Annotated in this window: 17 protein-coding genes; 8 read left to right on the plus strand and 9 right to left on the minus strand. The window is 61.8% G+C overall.

Going from position 1 to position 17,269, the window contains the following annotated elements; translation table 11 throughout:
- Window positions 1–32 precede the first annotated feature (32 nt).
- Window positions 33–671 (minus strand): flagellar biosynthesis protein, encoded by a 639-nt coding sequence (locus KXR72_RS05050; RefSeq protein ID WP_437419986.1) that lies wholly within the window; start codon window positions 669–671, stop codon window positions 33–35.
- Window positions 672–921: 250 nt separating this feature from the next.
- Between KXR72_RS05050 and KXR72_RS05055 the strand changes: the two genes are divergently transcribed.
- A complete protein-coding gene (locus KXR72_RS05055; protein ID WP_437419987.1) occupies window positions 922–1,617 on the plus strand; it encodes a GNAT family N-acetyltransferase in 696 nt (231 codons plus the stop codon).
- Window positions 1,618–1,687: 70 nt separating this feature from the next.
- Here the strand turns inward: KXR72_RS05055 and KXR72_RS05060 are convergent, their stop codons facing one another.
- Window positions 1,688–2,431 (minus strand): class I SAM-dependent DNA methyltransferase, encoded by a 744-nt coding sequence (locus KXR72_RS05060; protein ID WP_437420381.1) that lies wholly within the window; start codon window positions 2,429–2,431, stop codon window positions 1,688–1,690.
- 401 nt (window positions 2,432–2,832) lie between these two features.
- Window positions 2,833–3,213, minus strand: coding sequence for a winged helix-turn-helix transcriptional regulator (locus KXR72_RS05065; protein ID WP_437419988.1), 381 nt, complete (start codon window positions 3,211–3,213; stop codon window positions 2,833–2,835).
- Between the two features lie 88 nt (window positions 3,214–3,301).
- Here KXR72_RS05065 and KXR72_RS05070 point away from each other — a divergent pair, with 88 nt between their 5' ends.
- Entirely contained in the window at window positions 3,302–4,360 is a 1,059-nt protein-coding gene (locus KXR72_RS05070; protein WP_437419989.1) for an SDR family oxidoreductase, read from the plus strand.
- Between the two features lie 140 nt (window positions 4,361–4,500).
- Here the strand turns inward: KXR72_RS05070 and katG are convergent, their stop codons facing one another.
- Window positions 4,501–6,732 (minus strand): catalase/peroxidase HPI, encoded by a 2,232-nt coding sequence (gene katG / locus KXR72_RS05075; RefSeq protein WP_437419990.1) that lies wholly within the window; start codon window positions 6,730–6,732, stop codon window positions 4,501–4,503.
- A 303-nt stretch (window positions 6,733–7,035) separates the two neighbouring features.
- On the opposite strand from katG, the gene KXR72_RS05080 reads away from it, so the two are divergent.
- A complete protein-coding gene (locus tag KXR72_RS05080) occupies window positions 7,036–7,428 on the plus strand; it encodes an ester cyclase (protein ID WP_437419991.1) in 393 nt (130 codons plus the stop codon).
- A gap of 60 nt (window positions 7,429–7,488) precedes the next feature.
- Here the strand turns inward: KXR72_RS05080 and KXR72_RS05085 are convergent, their stop codons facing one another.
- Entirely contained in the window at window positions 7,489–8,262 is a 774-nt protein-coding gene (locus KXR72_RS05085; RefSeq protein ID WP_437419992.1) for a type IV pili methyl-accepting chemotaxis transducer N-terminal domain-containing protein, read from the minus strand.
- Between the two features lie 445 nt (window positions 8,263–8,707).
- Between KXR72_RS05085 and KXR72_RS05090 the strand changes: the two genes are divergently transcribed.
- Window positions 8,708–9,313 (plus strand): hypothetical protein, encoded by a 606-nt coding sequence (locus tag KXR72_RS05090; RefSeq protein ID WP_437419993.1) that lies wholly within the window; start codon window positions 8,708–8,710, stop codon window positions 9,311–9,313.
- Window positions 9,314–9,327: 14 nt separating this feature from the next.
- On the plus strand, window positions 9,328–9,906 hold the full coding sequence (locus KXR72_RS05095; protein WP_437419994.1) for a hypothetical protein: 579 nt from the start codon (window positions 9,328–9,330) through the stop codon (window positions 9,904–9,906).
- A gap of 63 nt (window positions 9,907–9,969) precedes the next feature.
- Here KXR72_RS05095 and KXR72_RS05100 read toward each other — a convergent pair whose 3' ends face one another.
- From KXR72_RS05100 to KXR72_RS05115, 4 genes are all read right to left on the minus strand, one after another.
- Entirely contained in the window at window positions 9,970–10,098 is a 129-nt protein-coding gene (locus tag KXR72_RS05100) for a hypothetical protein (RefSeq protein ID WP_437419995.1), read from the minus strand.
- A 124-nt stretch (window positions 10,099–10,222) separates the two neighbouring features.
- Window positions 10,223–10,375: a hypothetical protein gene (locus KXR72_RS05105; protein WP_437419996.1), complete on the minus strand. Its 153-nt coding sequence runs from the start codon at window positions 10,373–10,375 to the stop codon at window positions 10,223–10,225.
- Window positions 10,376–10,499: 124 nt separating this feature from the next.
- The gene (locus KXR72_RS05110; RefSeq protein WP_437419997.1) at window positions 10,500–11,477 is read right to left on the minus strand and encodes a hypothetical protein; all 978 of its coding nucleotides are present in this window, start codon (window positions 11,475–11,477) and stop codon (window positions 10,500–10,502) included.
- Window positions 11,478–11,895: 418 nt separating this feature from the next.
- Complete coding sequence (locus KXR72_RS05115; protein ID WP_437419998.1) at window positions 11,896–12,741, minus strand: CAP domain-containing protein; 846 nt, start codon at window positions 12,739–12,741, stop codon at window positions 11,896–11,898.
- Window positions 12,742–12,913: 172 nt separating this feature from the next.
- Here KXR72_RS05115 and KXR72_RS05120 point away from each other — a divergent pair, with 172 nt between their 5' ends.
- The 3 genes from KXR72_RS05120 (at window position 12,914) to KXR72_RS05130 (ending at window position 17,154) form a co-directional block, all read left to right on the plus strand.
- Window positions 12,914–13,621: a response regulator transcription factor gene (locus tag KXR72_RS05120; RefSeq protein ID WP_437419999.1), complete on the plus strand. Its 708-nt coding sequence runs from the start codon at window positions 12,914–12,916 to the stop codon at window positions 13,619–13,621.
- Window positions 13,621–14,952: a histidine kinase sensor domain-containing protein gene (locus KXR72_RS05125; protein ID WP_437420000.1), complete on the plus strand. Its 1,332-nt coding sequence runs from the start codon at window positions 13,621–13,623 to the stop codon at window positions 14,950–14,952. Before KXR72_RS05120 ends, KXR72_RS05125 begins: the two co-directional genes overlap by 1 nt.
- Before the next feature lie 120 nt (window positions 14,953–15,072).
- Complete coding sequence (locus KXR72_RS05130; protein WP_437420001.1) at window positions 15,073–17,154, plus strand: TonB-dependent receptor domain-containing protein; 2,082 nt, start codon at window positions 15,073–15,075, stop codon at window positions 17,152–17,154.
- Window positions 17,155–17,269 lie beyond the last annotated feature (115 nt).

Below are 17,269 nucleotides of genomic sequence, written 5' to 3' on the forward strand. Positions count from 1 at the left end.
CACCTACCGACGTATAGGCTTGCGTTTAACGGTTACTTGCCTGCTTCGAGTTTCTTGGCAACAGCCGCGGTTACTTCGTTCAGGCCTTGCCTGGTTACCTTGGCCCAATCGCTGTCGGTCACGAACTGCATGCCGTCTTCCACTTCAGTCGAGATTTCCATCGGCGCTTGGCCGTTCGTCTCGATGACCAGGTTGGCTTTGTTGTTGACGGCGACATAAGCGAAGCCTGGCGAGAACCAGGTCCAGAACTCCTTGACGTGCACCTTGACGTGACGGGCGTCAGCAACTTGCCCATCCACGACTTGGTAACCGGCCTGCGTATAGGCATTGGCTACGGCAGTACCCACCAACTGGCTGACGGTACGGCCGGACGGCAACACGACGTCGCCCAATGCCTTGCCGTAACCATTCCGCTTGCGGGCATAGGCGCGTTCGGTGATTGAGGTGTCGTTGATCTCGCCGCCTTTGAGGGACGGGATATCAGCACTGCGTGGCTTGGCCTCGAAAGTCCGCTCGTCGAGCGTCGTGATAACCACTTTTTGCCCAGTCGCGGCCGCCAGTGCCGGGACGGATACATCGACGACCGAGCGGTTGGTGACGCAACCGACCAGGGTCACAGCCAGCACGGCCAACAGCGTCGTTTTGATTGAAGTTAGAGAGGCGGCGTTCATGTACGAGTCCTTGTGTAGTTGGCATTCCTAGCCACCGGAGTCGGCTGCCCCGATTCAGGCTGGGGTCTGACCACCAATGATGGCCGGGGGCCACACTACTGCCCTGCGATCCTTCCAGCAATGCCTAACCGGAACCGCACGACGGGTAGCACGGCGCGTGCCTACCCTGGCGCGCATCGAACGCGCTCGCCTGGCACGGATCGCCTTGCCCAGTACAATGCCGGTTTTGCAGCCGGCCCGGAGCACCCCGATGTTCACCCTCACCCACCTGAACACCCCGCCACCGGAATCGCTCAAGAGCCAGGTGCTGCAGATGGTGGTGGATTACCTCAGCGACATCAGCGCCGTATCGCTGCCGCCCAGCAATCCGCTGTACCCGCTCTATCAATACGTGGTCGGTTTAGAAGTGCATCGTTACCTGGACAGCATGGACGGTGCCCAGGCCGGCAAGCCCGAACTGATCCTGGCGCTGGATGGGGATGATCCCGCCACGCTACTCGGCTTTGCGCTGTATCTGCCCTATGTGGACGACCCGGAAGCGAGCTCGCTCATCTATCTGGCGGTGAAGAGCAGCCATCGTGGCCAAGGCATCGGTAAGGCAATGGTCGTGGACATGGTGTCGCGTTTTCCCCATGCGGAGGTTGCCTGCGTAGCAGCCAAGGTGCCGTACTTCGAGGCGCTCGGCTTCATGCCGCTGGTCGCGCGCGGCCCGCAGGTGGTGATGAGTACGCGCAACCAAGCCTCGGATGGCGCGCTAGCGATCCAGGATTTGCAGCCGATCTTCCAGTCGCAGGAGGTGCGACAGATCCATACCTATCTCGTGAAGCAACAGGGCGCCGAGGCGCTGAGCGATGCAGAAAAAGACCGCGACCGCCTGCTCGATGAACTGACTCGGCAGGCCGAGCATCTCGTCCAGACGCATTCGGGCGCCAGTCGCTTGCACTGACGGGGCGTCAACGCGCCCGCGCCCGCCAACATCCAATTTGCTGCCCGCGCGGCGCGAGACAGCACGCTGCTTAGATTTTCACGCACGCGAATATCGCGTTACCCGAAACCCCGTTCCACGGGACGATCCGGGTGTAGTCGTGCTCGAGCATGTGTACTTCGAAATACGGGGCCAGCAATGCGCCTAGCTCCGCGAAGCTCACGGCCACCATGGGGTGCTCGTCGCTCCAAACCTGGCTTTGATCGGCAAGCGTTCGCTCGATGCGCAGCTTGAGCCATTGTTGTTCGCCAGTGCCGGGGTAGTGCCAACCGGAGCTGAAGCTGAACAGGCCATCGGCATGGTCGGCGCGGTGAGAAACGAATGAGCGATTGTCGATGGCCTGTTTGTCGACCGCGTTGAAGCAGAAAACGCCGCCATCAGCCAAGGCCGCATGAACGCTGGCGATACAGCGCTTCAGCCGCTCGATACCCGCGCTGTAGTGGATTGAGTAAAGGAAGCAGGTAATCAGATCGACGGGCCGATCCACGCTGAAGCCACACATGTCCTGCAGGGAAAAACGCGCTTCCGGGCAGCGAATCGTGGCCCTGTCGAGCATGGGCTGGTTGATATCGAGCCCAGCACTTTCATAGCCCGCATCGATGAAATGCCGCACGTGCGGGCCCGTTCCGCACGCAAGGTCCAAGTGCCTGCGGCCGCCGTTACCGAACAGTTGTTGAAGCCGATGGATGCAGCCGCTCTGTGCGCTGTAATCGATATCCGCGCACATCAGGTCGTAATAACCCGACAGGTCGGTATAGAGGTGAATGCCGGGCATGGTGACCTGAAGTGGCCGGGTTTGGGGGGCGCGCATCATATCCCGGCATGAGCCCTCACAGACCAGCGGCTGCCAATATTTCGTTGGTAGAGTTCGAGGCGCCGCCGGCCTTGAAAACGACACAGACCCGTTGATACCAGCGCTGCCGTTCGGAGCAGCCGACGGTGGTCACGATCAGCAGGGCTCGTTTGCCCTTTCGAACCTGGCCGTAGCCGTCCCCTGCGTACACAGGCGTGTCGCCGGGCGTTGCAACCGAACATGGACACAGCCCCCCGATCGCCCCCTGCTTTGAGGATCGAGACATCGAAACCCACCCGAGCGGGACTGCAGCATCCGCGCCTGCACCCTACGCGGGCTGGCCGATTCGGGTACTGGCTGCACGCGCGAATCGCCAGCGCAATCTAACGCCGCCGCGACGTTCGTCTTGGCTGCAACTCATCCAGCGCGCCCGAGTGCTGCCTCGCCCATTCGTAGATCATCTCGATAGGCTCGACCATCAACTGACCCAGCGGCGAAAGCGCGTAGCTCACCGCCGGAGGGACTGACTCGAGTGTGTGGCGCTCGATCAGGCCACTCTCTTCTAGCTCGCGAAGCGTCTGCATCAGCATTTTCTTGGAGATGCCGGGCAGGCTTCGGTGCAGTGCGCCGCTGCGTGCCGTGCCGTCGTGGCGCGCATGGAGGGTGTGCAGGATCATGCTCGTCCACTTGGTGGAGAAGAGTTCCAGCACCCGTCTCGGCGCGCAGTCTTCCTGCCATTGTTTTTCGTCAGAGCCCGGTTGCATGGGGAATGGTCACCATTTGGTGCCGACTTGGATCGGCTTTTTCGAGTGGGTAAGGTGCAGGCCAGTTTCGTTTTGTGGGGGTTCGAAGATGGCAAATCAAGCATTGGTGGTCGGGGCGAGCGGTATCGTTGGCAGCGCGGTGTCTCGCCTGCTGGTCAGTGAGGGCTGGGCCGTGGCGGGGCTCGCGCGCCGCCCTAGTACCGGGCTGGGCATCACGCCGATCAGCGCGGACCTGCTCGACCCGGCCGCGCTGACTGCAGCGCTGAGCAGCGTTTCTCCGACGCATGTCTTTCTCACGACCTGGTCTCGCCAGGCCAGCGAAGCGGAGAACATCCGCGTCAACGCGCAAATGATCCGCAACGTGCTCGATGCTGTCCGCCCTTCGGGCTCGGTGCGCCATGTCGCGCTGGTGACGGGCCTCAAGCATTACCTTGGCCCGTTCGAGGCCTACGGCAAGGGCTCGCTGCCGCAGACGCCGTTCCGCGAGGAGCAGGGCCGGCTGGACGTCGACAACTTCTATTACGCGCAGGAAGACGAAGTGTTTGCGGCAGCGGCGCGCGACGGCTTCAACTGGAGCGTCCACCGCCCGCATACCGTCACAGGTGTCGCCGTGGGCAATGCAATGAACATGGCCACGACCTTGGCGGTGTACGCCTCCATTTGCCGGTTCACCGGTCGGCCTTTCCGCTTCCCCGGCTCCGAGGTGCAGTGGAACAGCCTGACCGATATGACCGACGCCGACCAACTCGCGCGCCACCTGCGCTGGGCCTCCACCACCCCGGCGGCGGCCAACCAGGCATTCAATATCGTCAACGGCGATGTGTTTCGCTGGAAATGGATGTGGTCGCGCATCGCCGACTGGTTCGGCATCGAGGCAGCGCCGTTCGACGCACCCGCCCCGCTGGAACAGCAGATGGCGGACGATGCGCCGATATGGGCCGACATCGCGCAGCGCTTCGGGCTGGCCGAAGCGGACATCGCCACGCTCATCTCGCCCTGGCACACCGATGCCGACCTGGGGCGCCCCATTGAAGTGGTCACCGATATGTCGAAAAGCCGCAAGCTCGGCTTTCTGGATTACCAGGCCAGTGACGAGGCGTTCTTCAAGGTGTTTGCCCGGTTGCGCGAAGACAAATTGATTCCCTGACGGGCTTAGGCGCTGCGGCCAGCGCTGCACAGAAGAGTCGCGCCAAGCGCCGCGATCAGGGGAGGACGCCACGCCAGCCATTGCAGCCTCGCATGACGCTGAAAGAGGCAGGCGGCGCCCCAAGAGGCGCCGCCGCAGCCTTACGCCGACAGCTTCTGGCTGAACTGATCGGCGGGTTTGCCGATGTCCATCCGGTCCGCGTTCATCACTTTATCCCAGGCTTTGACGAAGTCATGGACGAACTTCTCGTTGCCATCGGTCATGCCGTACACCTCGGCCTGGGCACGCAGTTCCGATTGCGAGCCGAAGATCAGATCGACGCGTGTCGCCGTCCAGCTGGGCTGGCGGGACTTACGGTCCAGGCACTGGAAGCGGTTCTTGTGCTCGGTGGCTGTCCACTCGTTCTTCATGTCCAGCAGGTTGACGAAGAAATCGTTCGACAGCGTGCCGACGCGCTGGGTGAACACGCCGTCCTGGCTGCCACCTGCATTGGTGCCCAGCACGCGCATGCCGCCGACCAGCACGGTCATTTCCGGCGCACTCAGACGCAACAGGTGGGCCTTGTCGACCAGCGCTTCCTCGGGCGCCATGAAGTTGGAGTCGTGGTAGTAGTTGCGGAAGCCATCGGCAGCCGGCCGCAGCGCCTCGAACGACTCGATGTCGGTCCACTTCTCTTCGGCGTCCATGCGCCCCGGTGTAAACGGCACTTTCACCTCGACCCCACCTTCCATTGCGGCCTTCTCGATGGCGGCGCAGCCGGCCAATACGATCAGGTCTGCCATGGAGACTTTCTTGCCACCACTGGCCGAGCCGTTGAAGTCGCTCTGAATCTGGCCGAGCTTCTCCAGCACCTTGGCCAGCAACGGCGGGTTGTTGATCTCCCAATCCTTCTGCGGCGCGAAGCGGATACGCGCGCCATTCGCCCCGCCACGCTTATCGGAGCCGCGGTAGGTGGAGGCCGATGCCCAGGCCACCGACACCAGGTCGGAGACCGAGAAGCCCATGCCCAGCAGCTTTTGCTTGAGCGACGCGATGTCCGCATCGTCGATCAGCGGGTGATCGCACTCGGGGATGGGGTCCTGCCAGATCAACTGCTCTTTCGGTACCAGAGGGCCGAGGTAGCGTGCGATTGGGCCCATGTCGCGGTGGGTCAGCTTGAACCAGGCGCGGGCAAAGGCGTCGGCGAATTCCTCCGGGTTCTCGAGGAAGCGACGTGAGATCGGCTCGTAGATCGGGTCGAAGCGCAGCGACAGATCTGTCGTGAGCATGGTCGGCTTGCGCTTCTTGTTCGGATCGAAGGGGTCGGGAATGATTTCCGGGGCGTCCTTGGCGACCCACTGATGCGCGCCCGCCGGGCTCTTGGTCAGCTCCCATTCGAAATTGAACAGGTTCTCGAAGAAGTAGTTGGACCATTTGACCGGGGTCTGGCTCCAGATCACTTCCAGGCCCGAGGTGATGGCGTGTGGGCCGACCCCCGTCTCGAACTTGCTGCGCCAGCCCAGGCCCTGATCCTCGATCAGCGCGCCTTCCGGCTCCGGCCCCATAAACGATGGGTCGCCCGCGCCGTGGGTCTTGCCGAAGGTATGGCCGCCCGCGATCAGCGCCACGGTCTCATAGTCATTCATCGCCATGCGCGCAAAGGTTTCGCGGATATCGATGGCCGCGGCCTTCGGGTCGGGCTTGCCGTTGGGGCCTTCAGGGTTCACGTAGATCAGGCCCATCTGCACGGCGCCAAGGCCCGGATGCAACTGCCGCTCGCCGCTGTAACGCTCATCGCCGAGCCAGGTGCCTTCCGGCCCCCAGTAAAGCTCTTCCGGTTCCCAGGTGTCGGCGCGGCCGCCGCCGAAGCCGAACGTCTTAAAGCCCATGGACTCGAGCGCGACGTTGCCGGTGAGGACGAACAGGTCCGCCCAGGACAGCTTGCGCCCGTACTTCTGCTTGATCGGCCAGAGCAACCGCCGGGCCTTGTCCAGCGCAGCGTTGTCAGGCCAGCTGTTGAGCGGGGCGAAGCGCTGCTGGCCGCCGCCCGCACCGCCGCGGCCGTCAGTGATGCGATAGGTCCCGGCGCTGTGCCAGGCCATGCGGATGAACAGGCCGCCGTAATGGCCGAAGTCGGCCGGCCACCAATCCTGCGAATCGGTCATCACTTTGTGCAGGTCGGCGATCACAGCGTCGAGATCGAGCGTCTTGAATTCGGCGGCGTAGTCGAAGTCACCCCCATAGGGGTTCGAGCGCGGCGAGTGCTGGTTCAGCGACGTCAGGCTGAGCGACTCAGGCCACCAGTCCCGGTTGGATGGGCGTTTGCGTGGCGCGCCGTCGCCATGACCGAAGGGGCAGCCACCACCCGCGTTTGATCCAGACTCATCATTCATCTTCGGTTCCTCACGTGATTGTTGTAAGTGCGGTCAGGCACCGCTCTACAAACCGTAGCATTCCGAGCGTGACTGAACAGAAGCACCCTTGGGCACCGAGACGCCTTGAAGCCCACCTCGGCGCAGCCGTATCCCCCGGGATCAGCGGGCTCGCGCGGCTTTGTGGGCCATGAAACCCGGCCGTTTGGATAAATATGAAATTTTCCTATCGTCGCGATAGGCGGCGCTGAACGACAGGCTTCTTGGGTAGCGTCACGGCTTTTAGCCGCTAGCCTGAACGGCGAACCCCTACGGAGCACCGCGATGACCACGTTTGAACTAGCAGCCCTGTACCGCGGCTACCTCGCCTGCCTGAACGCCCAGCACTGGAGCGACCTCGGCCGGTTCGTCCATGACGAGGTGCACTACAACGGGCAACGGATCGGGCTGGACGGCTACCGCGCCATGCTCGAAGCGGATTTCCGCGCCATTCCAGACCTGCATTTCGATCCGCAGGTGCTGCTCACAGAACCGCCCCATGTGGCGTGCCGCCTGTGGTTCGATTGCACGCCCGTGGGCAACCTGTTCGGCCATGCGGTCGCGGGTCGGCGGGTCCGCTTCGGCGAGAACGTGTTCTACCGGTTCGAAGATGGACGCATCAGAGAGGTCTGGTCGGTGATCGACAAAGCGGCGGTGGGCGAGCAGCTCCGCGCTTGAAGCGTTAGCCGGTGATTGCTGCAAGCCCGCCGGTGTGACGGCGGGCTTCGGGCTACTCGACTACAGCGCGTATTCGCGCAGGCCGGCGTAGAGGCGAGTCATCTCGTTGAGCTGGCGGAACATCGACTCGGCGTTGACTGCGACGATCGTCGGAACGAAATCCTTGGAGCTAAAGGCTTTGCTCGCGAACTTCCAGCGGGCGTCGGTTTTGCGCAGTGCTTCGGCGATTTCTGCGTTGGGTGCCCCGGCAGCCTGCAGTTCGGCCATGACCACGCCAAACTCCTTGACCGATGCAGAGAAGCGCTCATCCAGCGTCGGATCATCGACACCCCATGCACGGGCCATGTAGAACATCGCGGTCCGCTGCGTCAGGACGCGGTTCCAGCCGCTGCGGTTGATGGCGTGCGAGGCTTCGTCACCGTTGTGCTGCTCAAACAGGTCGGTCACTTCCTGCGTCTGCCGAACCAACTCCTCCGCTTTCGCCAGCACAGCCGGCGCTTGGCTCTTTTGCGGCGTTTCGCCAACCAGCGTCCGGTAGTCCGTCCAGGTGCGCTCAACCTGGGCCAGCGCGGTGCGGATGGCATCGTTCGGCGCCGCTGCCTTGAGCGTGGCATGGTGATCCTCGAACAGCGCAAGGCTCGAGGCGAACTGCTTGCTTGCTTCATCGACCTTCACGCCGGAGCCGATCATCAGGTAGTTCTTGGCAACGATCTGGCCCAGGGTGCGCTGCAGGCCGGCCATGTTCATCAATTCGAGCGGTGCCATCTCGGCCCAACAGGTCGTACTCAGCAAGCTGCAGCCGAGCAGCAGCACGCGGATCGTTTTCTTGATCAAGGGGACATCCTTTCTAATGGAAACAAGAGCACCCCGCCCGGGCGGGATGCCCCTAATGACGCCTGAAGGCGCCAAGGGCTGGCCATTTGACGGTACGGAGCTTTCTCGAACCTTGCACAGGTTTAATGCGCCGGGGCTTGAGGTTGGAAATGTGAACCGCTGCAATCTTTCCGGCTAGGCGAACTCCCCGGCATTCATAGCCAACCGCACCACAGGCCAACAGCTCTAACGCGGCCGTCCCAGCCCCGCAGCTAGACAACGCCGTTGGTCAGTAGCGCAGCCAACAATGCGAACCAGTACCGAATAGTTCAGGGCCCGCGCTACGAATGATGGCGATGTGACGCTAGACTCCGCCGCGCCCAAGGACGGCGAATCGCCGCTCGTACGAGCGCCTGCGACTGTCCACGGCACGCCATCGCTTATCGTAGAAATCAAGGAAGTCTGCATGTCCCTCTCCAAACTCCTCGCCGCCGGGTTTCTGAGCCTGGCGCTGACCGGCTGTGTGGCATTCACCCCCACAGGGCCAATCGGCCTACCCGAACACATCGTCGAGAACTCGATTCCAGCGGGCGCCCTGGTGAAGGAAGTTGCCGTTACCGACCCGAAACTAGATGAAAACCAGCGTCGCAATATCAGCAATACCCTCACCACGCAGATTGCGCGGCATGTTGAGCGCGGTGAGTACTTCGAGCGAGTCATTACGTTCCCGGCGAAACTAGGAGAGAGCGATGTCGAGCTGCAATTCGAATTCACATCGCTCAAGGGCAAGCGCACCCCGCATCCGGGCTACTTCCCAGGCGCGCTTCTGACCCTAACGGTATGGATTTGGGTGAACGGCCCTATCTACGTCGACAAATACGACCTGGCAGCCAACCTGACGATCAAGGATGCCGCTGGCAAGCAACTGGCTCTTTCTCAAAAGACGCTGCAGCTGAATCAGAACACTGGCCTATGGGATGCCGATTATTTCAATACGTCGCTCGGCGCTCGTCAGCTAACGCAACTGATTGAAGACTTACTCAAAGACGGCACTGAACAGCTGGCGCACTAACAAGGACGTTTCGTATGACCAAACTTTTATCACTACTGACCTTGCTGACCACCTTGGCTCTGCAGGGCTGTATGACGTATTCACATCACTCATTGCCTGAAGTCACGCCTTGGCCACCGGCCGAGCCGATAGAGTCCAAGCCAACAGCGTTCATCAAGGTGCAAACCCAGTATTCGTTGAACGGGACGCCCAAGGCCAGCACGCCGAACATGGCGTTGCTGGAGACGCTCATTTCACAAACGTTTACCGACAGCGCACGCTTCTCACGGGTTACGACCGAGCAGGAGCAGTCGGATGTTTACGTCACCGTGACGCTGAGGAATCAGGAGACGGGCAGCCTTGGGCTGGCCTTCTTGACTGGGGCGACGTTCTTCCTGGTGCCTGGCACGTTCGATAACAAGCTGATCATGGACATGACCTTTCGCGACGGCGCCGGCAAGAAGCTCGGAAGTGTAGAGCAGCAGGAAACGCTGACGACCTGGATGCATCTGTTCCTGATCTTCGCGATGCCGTTCAATGAGTCGGGCGACATGCTTCTGCGTGACTTGACTAAAGCCAATCTGGCGGAAGCGGCCCGCAAAGGCCTCATCTGACCTGTCGCAACCAGCAGCCTAGACACCGCTATTTGCAGCCATTCGGCGGCAGATAGCGGATCGTCACATGGGTTTCAACACCACTAATACAAATCCGGCGACGATCCCCGCCAGCGCGATAAGCCAGCCGATGCGATGGGCGCGGTTCTTTTCCGCTTGGCGGATGGGGTCCACCGGTTTTTTCTTTTTCACGGATACCTGCCTCTGGAATATGTGACCGGTGCGTAGGTTCGTGCCGGTCAGCCTGCAAGGGCGCCTTTTTAGGCTGGCTGGCAGGGAATGTCCAGAGAGGCCTCCGAGAAGGGACTAGAGTGACTTAACCGAGCGGGCTCTCGCCCGCGTTGGGTTCGTCCTTGGGCTCGGCCTCGGGTTTCGGCTTCTGGCTGCCCTCCTGCTGGGGCATGTCGCCGTATTCGTCGTAGTCCTTGGGCGTCAGGCCATCCTTGAGCGGATTGTTGGGGTCGGTCATGGGCTGATCCTCGTTGCGTGGAATACACCTTTCACAGATTAGGACGCCCTGCCGCATTCAGCGTTCGGCCAGACATAAAAACGCCCCGCACTCTCTCGAGGCGGGGCGTTCCGGTGTAGCTCGTTTACTGGTTTTGCATCACGGTAGCCAGGTTGCCGCTACCGCTTTGCATGATGAACGCCATGTTCGCCTGCATGTCGTTCTGCATGACGGTGGCTTGGTTGTAGGAGCCCCCTTCCTGCACGACGCTCGCGTACTGCTCGTTGCCGACCTGGTCGATGTCGATCGAGTTGTTCGATCCGCCGAACTGGAAGACGTCGGCCGCGTGCGCATCACCCACCTGCGCGACGTCGACACTGTGGAAGTCCCCGTCCGACATGCCCCAGATTTCATTGTCGTTGCCGTTCTGGCTGAAGTCGCCCGTGTTTTCATTGCCCATTTGAGTGAAGTACAGCGTGTTCGCCGAGCCGGTTTGCGTGGCGGTCAGATCGTTCCCATCACCCACCTGGATTGCAAACGCGGTCGAGTCGCTGGCGTTCGTCTGGGTAATGGTTGCGTCGTTATAGTTGCCGTACTGCTGTACATAACCCTCGTTGCCCTGGCCCCCGGTCTGCTTAACCAACGCGGTGTTCCAGTCGCCGACCTGATAGGTGCTCGCCAGGCTATCGGTCTCGCCATACTGGTCGGTGCTGGCCTGGTTATTGTTGCCGCTCTGGTACTGCGTTGCCTCAACGCTGGTCGAATGCTGCTGCGACACGCTCGCGTTGTTGCCAGAGCCGTTGGTCTGGGTTTGCTCGGACAGCGAGCTACCAGCCGTAGCGAATTGCTTTGCATACAGCGTGTTGTAGCTGGAGGAGTCGGTCTGGGTCTGCACGGCTTTGGCAAACGAATCAGTCTCCTGGTAGATCTCGACCGTGCCGTTGTCGCCATGCTGGTACTGCTCAGCAACGTTTCGGCTGGTGCCGTACAGGCCGTTTTTCTGGGTGGCGGTCGCGATATTGCTGTCACCGGTCTGGATCTGCCTGGCGGTGTCGAGATCGGCGAAGGCCTGGGCAGCGAACAGCGTCAGGATGGCGGCAGCGAGCGGTTTGATTTGGAACATGAGGCAATCTCCATGATTTTTAATTGGCTGTACTTCCTTACCGCACGGGAGATTCCCGTGCTTTTGCATGGGCCCAGGCAAACCGGATCCCATGCAAGACGGGCACAGCTATAAGCCCGACTTCGATGGCACACCGTGGCCGGTGCGCGACTCGACGGCCTGTACGCGACACGTACGGGATAGCGAGTTGAAAGGTTGACGCGCCGCCGATACTGCGACGATGGATTGCCCGGCTAACGAGGCGAGAGGTGGGCCCAGGGCGCTGCGTGTCGGGAGGGATGAACGAGTTGATCAGCCGCTGCATGGAGCGTCCTGGCGTCCGTTGTCAGGGTTGTGATCTTGCGCAAGGTTTTGCGCAACAGAATCCATCCAACGAGCGAAAACGCGTGGTGCGGGGGTGTGCAGCCTGGAGCGAGGGTTAGTGGCCGCCGAATGTGGCGGTCCAGTAGATGCCGGCATCGCTCTGAGGATCGACCGCATACGCCGCGCCGAGCTCGGTGAACGCGGGGTTCATGAGGTTGGTGCAATGGCCGGGGCTGGCCAACCAGCCTTCGACGACATCGCTGGAACGATCCAGCGCGGCAGCGATGTTCTGCCCCACCCGGGCGCCAACGTAACCGGCCAGTTCTGCACGGTCGCCCGGCGTGCGGCCCTCCTCGTCGAGTGGCCCGAAGAAATTGCCGTTGGCCATCGCCCGGCTGTGGGTTTCGGACAAGTCGGCCAAGGTGGTATTCCAGCGCAGCGGCGCGGCGGCAGCAAACGGCACACCGCCACACTGGCGCGCCTGGCCGCGCGCGCGGTTGAGTTCATCGAGCAGCATCTGGCCTTCGGTCGGTGCGTCCTTCAGATGCGCGCCAAGCAGCGGGCGCGCCAGCACGATGCGCCAGTCGCGTCCCTCGCGGCTGACACCGATATCGGCGAACTGCGGATCGAGAACGACGCGGCAAAAACTCTCCCGCAGGACTTGCATCGCCGCCTGGGCGTCACGGGGGCCGGACAGACTGATCGCCTGGACGTTGACCATCGGGTAACCGGCACGCCCCAGCGCGCCCTGCAAGTCACCGGCCCCGGTGGCAGGCAGGATCAGGCGCACATCGAGGGCCAGCGGTGTCAGCTCCTCGCTCGAGTCTTCGCCGCAACGCTGTACCTCGCTGCGATAGGCGTTGATCGACTCGACCAGCTGCGTCTCCTCTCCCGCTGCCCTGGCGAGGCTGCTGCCAACCGCAAGCGTGAGCAGAAGCAGGAACGAGGGAAACGCGCGCATGTAAGGCCTCCAGCAGTACCCAGGTAACAGGGCGAAACGCCGAAGATGCACCGTCCGGCAGTGCTTCGTCGAGCCCTGATTGAGCGAAAGGTGGTTGCGCAGGCGCTGCAAGGGCCTTGCGATTGCCATGCGGTCGCATTTTATAATCGTTCTTATTTGCAGGCCTCTCCCAATGTCCGCACCGGCGCTTCGCCAGATCCTGGCGATCGAAGACGACCCCGTTCTCGGCAATCATCTTAAGACCGCATTGGAAGGGCACGGCTTCAACGTAACCCTGGTCGACGACGGCACCACCGGGCTGGCGCTCGCCAGCGAGGCCGACTATGACCTGATCCTGCTCGATGTCATGCTACCCGGCGTGAGCGGGATGGAGCTGTTGACCAGGCTGCGCGCACACCGGTGCACGCCTGTTCTGATGATGTCCGCCTTAGGCAACGAAGCGAACCGCATCCAAGGCTTCGATAGCGGGGCCGACGACTATCTTCCAAAGCCGTTCAGCCTCGAAGAATTACAGGTTCGTATCGCTGCGATCCTGCGCCGCGTAAGTTATGAGCGGAGCGCACGCAACCAGATCCCCGCTGCCAACGACGACCTGGTGTGGTTCGACGATCCGCGCAGCGACCTACGCTACGAGGGGCGCTGGATCGGGTTGACCGCGACCGAGTTTCGGCTATTGAAAGTGCTGCACGAAGCCAGCGGCGAGGTGCTGAGCAAACCCTTTCTCTACCAGCAAGCGTTGCGCCGGGGCTACTCCCAACATGACCGCAGCCTGGATATGCACATCAGCAACATCCGTCGCAAACTGGCGCGCAAGCAGGTCGCGCTGAACCTCGAATCGGTCTGGGGCAAGGGCTACGTGCTGGATCGGCCGGCCAGCTGATGCCCAACCGTCATTCCCTGTTCTGGCGGCTGGTGGTGCTGGTCGCCGGTTTCTGCCTTGCGATGATCTGGGCCAGTGGCTATGTCAGTCGCAAGATCGACCGAAGCACGTCCTATCTATCGGCCGAGGCGCTGGAGGTGCTCGCTGGCTACGCGGAAGAGGCCGCCGCGGCGCTCGCGCAGGGCCCGCAGGTACTCGCGCGCTGGCGCGAGCAGGTCGAGGCCCGCGAAGCGAGTTGGGCGGTGGTCGTGGACGCGAAGCTGCAACCGCTCGGCGGCCAGGCGTTGACCGACGCTCAACGCGGCCAGCTGACGTTCGTCCGCCATTACGAATGGCCGATGAGCCGGCGTTACCAGGGGCTGCCGTTGATCTCCATTCCCATCGAAGGCACCCATGCGCAGCTGATCATGCGGCTGCCGGAACGCTTCCGGCCATGGCGCAACCATGCGTTGCTGACGGCAGGCGCGGTCTACCTGGCGCCGGTGCTCTTGTCCGTGCTGTTCTGCGCGATGCTCTATCGCCTGCTGGTCTCACCGCTCGATGCCTTGCGTCAGCAAGCCAATGCGCTGCGCGGCAACCGGCTCGACTCGCTGCTGCCAGCCGGGATTGCCGATCGCAACGATGAGCTCGGCGAACTGGGCCGATCGCTCGAATACCTTACGCGCCGGCTGCGCGACACCATCGCGCAACAGCAACAACTTCTGCGCGACCTTTCCCACGAGCTACGCACCCCGCTCAGCCGGCTGCGCGTGGCCTGCGAAAGCGACCTGAGCGCCGAGGAAATGCGCCAGCGTACCGATCGCGAAGTGACCTGCATGCAGCAACTGGTCGATAGCACCCTCGAATTCGCCTGGCTCGACAGCGAGCAGCCACGCTTCGAATGCGAGCCGGTGGAGGTGGCTGCGCTCTGGGACGTGATCAGCGAGAACGCCTGCTTCGAGGCCGGCTGGCCGCGCGAGCGCATCCGCGTTGACGTGCCGGAGCATTGCCGCGTGTTGGGGAACCTCAACGCACTCGCCCAGGCCATGGAGAACATCCTGCGCAACGCCATCCGCTACTCCCCGCCTGACGGCTCTGTGCGCCTGACTGCACACCCTGAGCCGGGCTACTGGCGCCTGTGCATCGCCGACCAGGGCCCCGGCGTACCCGCCGCACAATTGGATGTGATCTTCCATCCCTTTGCCCGACTCAGCGCCGCCCGCCCCGGCGGCGACGGTTTCGGCTTGGGCCTGGCAATCGCTCGCAGCATGGTGTTGATGCAGAGCGGCGATATCTGGGCCGAAAACGGCGAGCCCGGCCTGCGAATGAACATCCGCCTTCGAAATGTATAGATTGTAAATGCGCTTTACTCTCAAATGAGAATAAATAGCATTAGCGCCACTCAGGGCAACTGCCCTACCCGGCTACGTCCGGTTCGGACTGGCGTAACGCTATTCATGGAGGCAGGTGCAATGGTGATTTTCAATCGGACCCGGCTGGCTTGTGCAATCGCGCTGACGATTTACGTCAGCGTGCCAGCTAAGGCCGAGGACGCGATCAAGTTGCAGCCCACCACGGTGGTGACCGCTGCCGGTTACGAACAGAACATCGCCGAGGCGCCCGCGAGCATCTCGGTCATCACTCGCGAGCAGCTCGAGGAGCAGTCCTACACAAGCGTGATCGACGCCATGAAAAACGTACCAGGCGTCTACGTGTCCGGCGGGGGCAATCAGCAGGAGATCACCATCCGCGGTATGGGCAGTGAATATACGCTGGTGCTGGTCGATGGCCGTCCGATTTCCGCCGGTCGGCAGACCCAGACCAACGGCACCTCAGGCGGCAAGCAACAACTGGCGCTTCCGCCACTGGCAATGATCGAGCGGATCGAAGTCATCCGCGGGCCTATGTCGTCGCTCTATGGGTCCGAAGCCATGGGCGGCGTGATCAATATCATCACCCGCAAGTCGTCCGGCGAATGGGCAGGCACCGTCCGGGCCCAGAAGATGTTCTCCCAGAACGATTACAACGAAGACGAATACCACACCGAGCTATTCGCCGGCGGTGCGCTGATCCCCGGTCTGATGGGACTGCAGCTGAGCGGCGCCTACACGCACACGTACGAAAGCGATTACGTTGGCGGCGAATCCTTCAACTCCGGCGAAAGCAAGCCGGAGGCTCGCGAAAGCAACCTCGGGGCGGACCTGTTCCTGACACCAACCGACGCCGACCGGATAACGCTGGGTTATCGCGAGGTCACGCAGAAATCCCGGCATACCGCCGGCAAGAGCACCCCCGTCACCACCACCCTGCTCGAGGGTCAGGCGTCGACGAACCGTTTCGAAAAAGAGGTCTGGACGCTATCGCACGACGGCAATTACGGCAACCTTCTGCTCAACAGCTACCTCCAACGCGACGTGTCCGAGCGCGTGCAGGAGCTATCGATGAAAGAGACCGTCAATCTCTTCAACACGCAAGGCACCTATTTCTGGGGTCCGCATACCCTTACCTTCGGCGGCCAATATAAAGACGAGGGTTTCGTCAACGGCCAGAACGTGCTCTACAACGAAGGAATCACCGGTGGCGTAAGGGAGGCGGATCGCTGGCTGGCGGCCATTTACGGTGAAGTGGAATGGGGCGTCACCGATGATTTCGCAGTGACCACAGGGTTGCGCTACAACGATGACGAGTTTTTCGGCGGTTATCTGTCCCCCCGCGTTTACGGTGTATACAGTCTGACCCCCGCCCTGACCCTGAAAGGCGGCGTGTCGACCGGCTACAAGCAGCCCTCCCTCACCCAGGCTACCGAAGGCTTCGGCGGGCGTACCGGCGGCGGCGGCTCGCTCAATGTCGGCGCCAACGGACAGGCGCTGCCGCGGGCACTGAGCATCGGTAACCCCGACCTAGATCCTGAAACCAGCACCAGCTATGAAATCGGCTTCGTGTTCGACGATAGGTCGATCGGCCTGGGCACCAGCGTCATGTTGTTCCATACGATTTACAAGGACAAAATCGCTGAAGACCGTTACTGCACAAGCCCTAACGCCGCCAACAACAACGACGTTGCCAACTACGCGTGTAACTTCGGCGGCAACAACTATTACTTCCTCAGCACGACCCGCAATATTGACGAGGCTGTCATTCAGGGTGTCGAGGTAACGCTCGATTACGCCATCACGAACGACCTGACCTGGATGAGCAGCTACACCTTCACCGACTCGGAACAGAAGACCGGTGAGTTCAAGGGCGAGCCGCTCAACAAGCAACCCCGCCATATGTTTAACACCAACCTGGACTGGCGCCTGACGGACAAGCTCAACCTATGGTCGCAGTACAACTACCGCAGCCGAACCTCGGATTACCTGAGCCGCACCAGCATGAGCGAAGGAACGCCGGGCTATGGCTTCGTCGACATCGGCGCAGTTTATGAACTGACCCGAAATGTCGACCTGACCGCAGGCGTGTACAACGTGGCCAACAAGGAAGTGACCAATGATGACTACGAGGTTGTGCTCGACGGACGCCGTCTGGTCGTGGGCATGACGGTCGACTTCTAACGCTCGGATGCGCTGACGGCGCAGCCTGACCGGCGCGTCACACCGCTTCGGATTGACTGCCCGACCGCATGGTAAAGCCAGCGTCGGGCGTTTTCGTATGACCTTCAGCTGTTTC

It is taken from the genome of Stutzerimonas chloritidismutans, assembly GCF_051486945.1.
Classification (GTDB): Bacteria; Pseudomonadota; Gammaproteobacteria; order Pseudomonadales; family Pseudomonadaceae; genus Stutzerimonas; species Stutzerimonas chloritidismutans_B.

Coding starts and splice junctions, on each gene's coding strand:
- KXR72_RS05095 (WP_437419994.1), top strand. CDS start 9,328: ATGACCAAACTTTTATCACTACTGACCTTGCTGACCACCTTGGCTCTG.
- KXR72_RS05105 (WP_437419996.1), bottom strand. CDS start 10,375: ATGACCGACCCCAACAATCCGCTCAAGGATGGCCTGACGCCCAAGGAC.
- KXR72_RS05115 (WP_437419998.1), bottom strand. CDS start 12,741: ATGCGCGCGTTTCCCTCGTTCCTGCTTCTGCTCACGCTTGCGGTTGGC.
- KXR72_RS05050 (WP_437419986.1), bottom strand. CDS start 671: ATGAACGCCGCCTCTCTAACTTCAATCAAAACGACGCTGTTGGCCGTG.
- KXR72_RS05130 (WP_437420001.1), top strand. CDS start 15,073: ATGGTGATTTTCAATCGGACCCGGCTGGCTTGTGCAATCGCGCTGACG.
- KXR72_RS05110 (WP_437419997.1), bottom strand. CDS start 11,477: ATGTTCCAAATCAAACCGCTCGCTGCCGCCATCCTGACGCTGTTCGCT.
- katG (WP_437419990.1), bottom strand. CDS start 6,732: ATGAATGATGAGTCTGGATCAAACGCGGGTGGTGGCTGCCCCTTCGGT.
- KXR72_RS05055 (WP_437419987.1), top strand. CDS start 922: ATGTTCACCCTCACCCACCTGAACACCCCGCCACCGGAATCGCTCAAG.
- KXR72_RS05065 (WP_437419988.1), bottom strand. CDS start 3,213: ATGCAACCGGGCTCTGACGAAAAACAATGGCAGGAAGACTGCGCGCCG.
- KXR72_RS05125 (WP_437420000.1), top strand. CDS start 13,621: ATGCCCAACCGTCATTCCCTGTTCTGGCGGCTGGTGGTGCTGGTCGCC.
- KXR72_RS05120 (WP_437419999.1), top strand. CDS start 12,914: ATGTCCGCACCGGCGCTTCGCCAGATCCTGGCGATCGAAGACGACCCC.
- KXR72_RS05060 (WP_437420381.1), bottom strand. CDS start 2,431: ATGCCCGGCATTCACCTCTATACCGACCTGTCGGGTTATTACGACCTG.
- KXR72_RS05090 (WP_437419993.1), top strand. CDS start 8,708: ATGTCCCTCTCCAAACTCCTCGCCGCCGGGTTTCTGAGCCTGGCGCTG.
- KXR72_RS05080 (WP_437419991.1), top strand. CDS start 7,036: ATGACCACGTTTGAACTAGCAGCCCTGTACCGCGGCTACCTCGCCTGC.
- KXR72_RS05070 (WP_437419989.1), top strand. CDS start 3,302: ATGGCAAATCAAGCATTGGTGGTCGGGGCGAGCGGTATCGTTGGCAGC.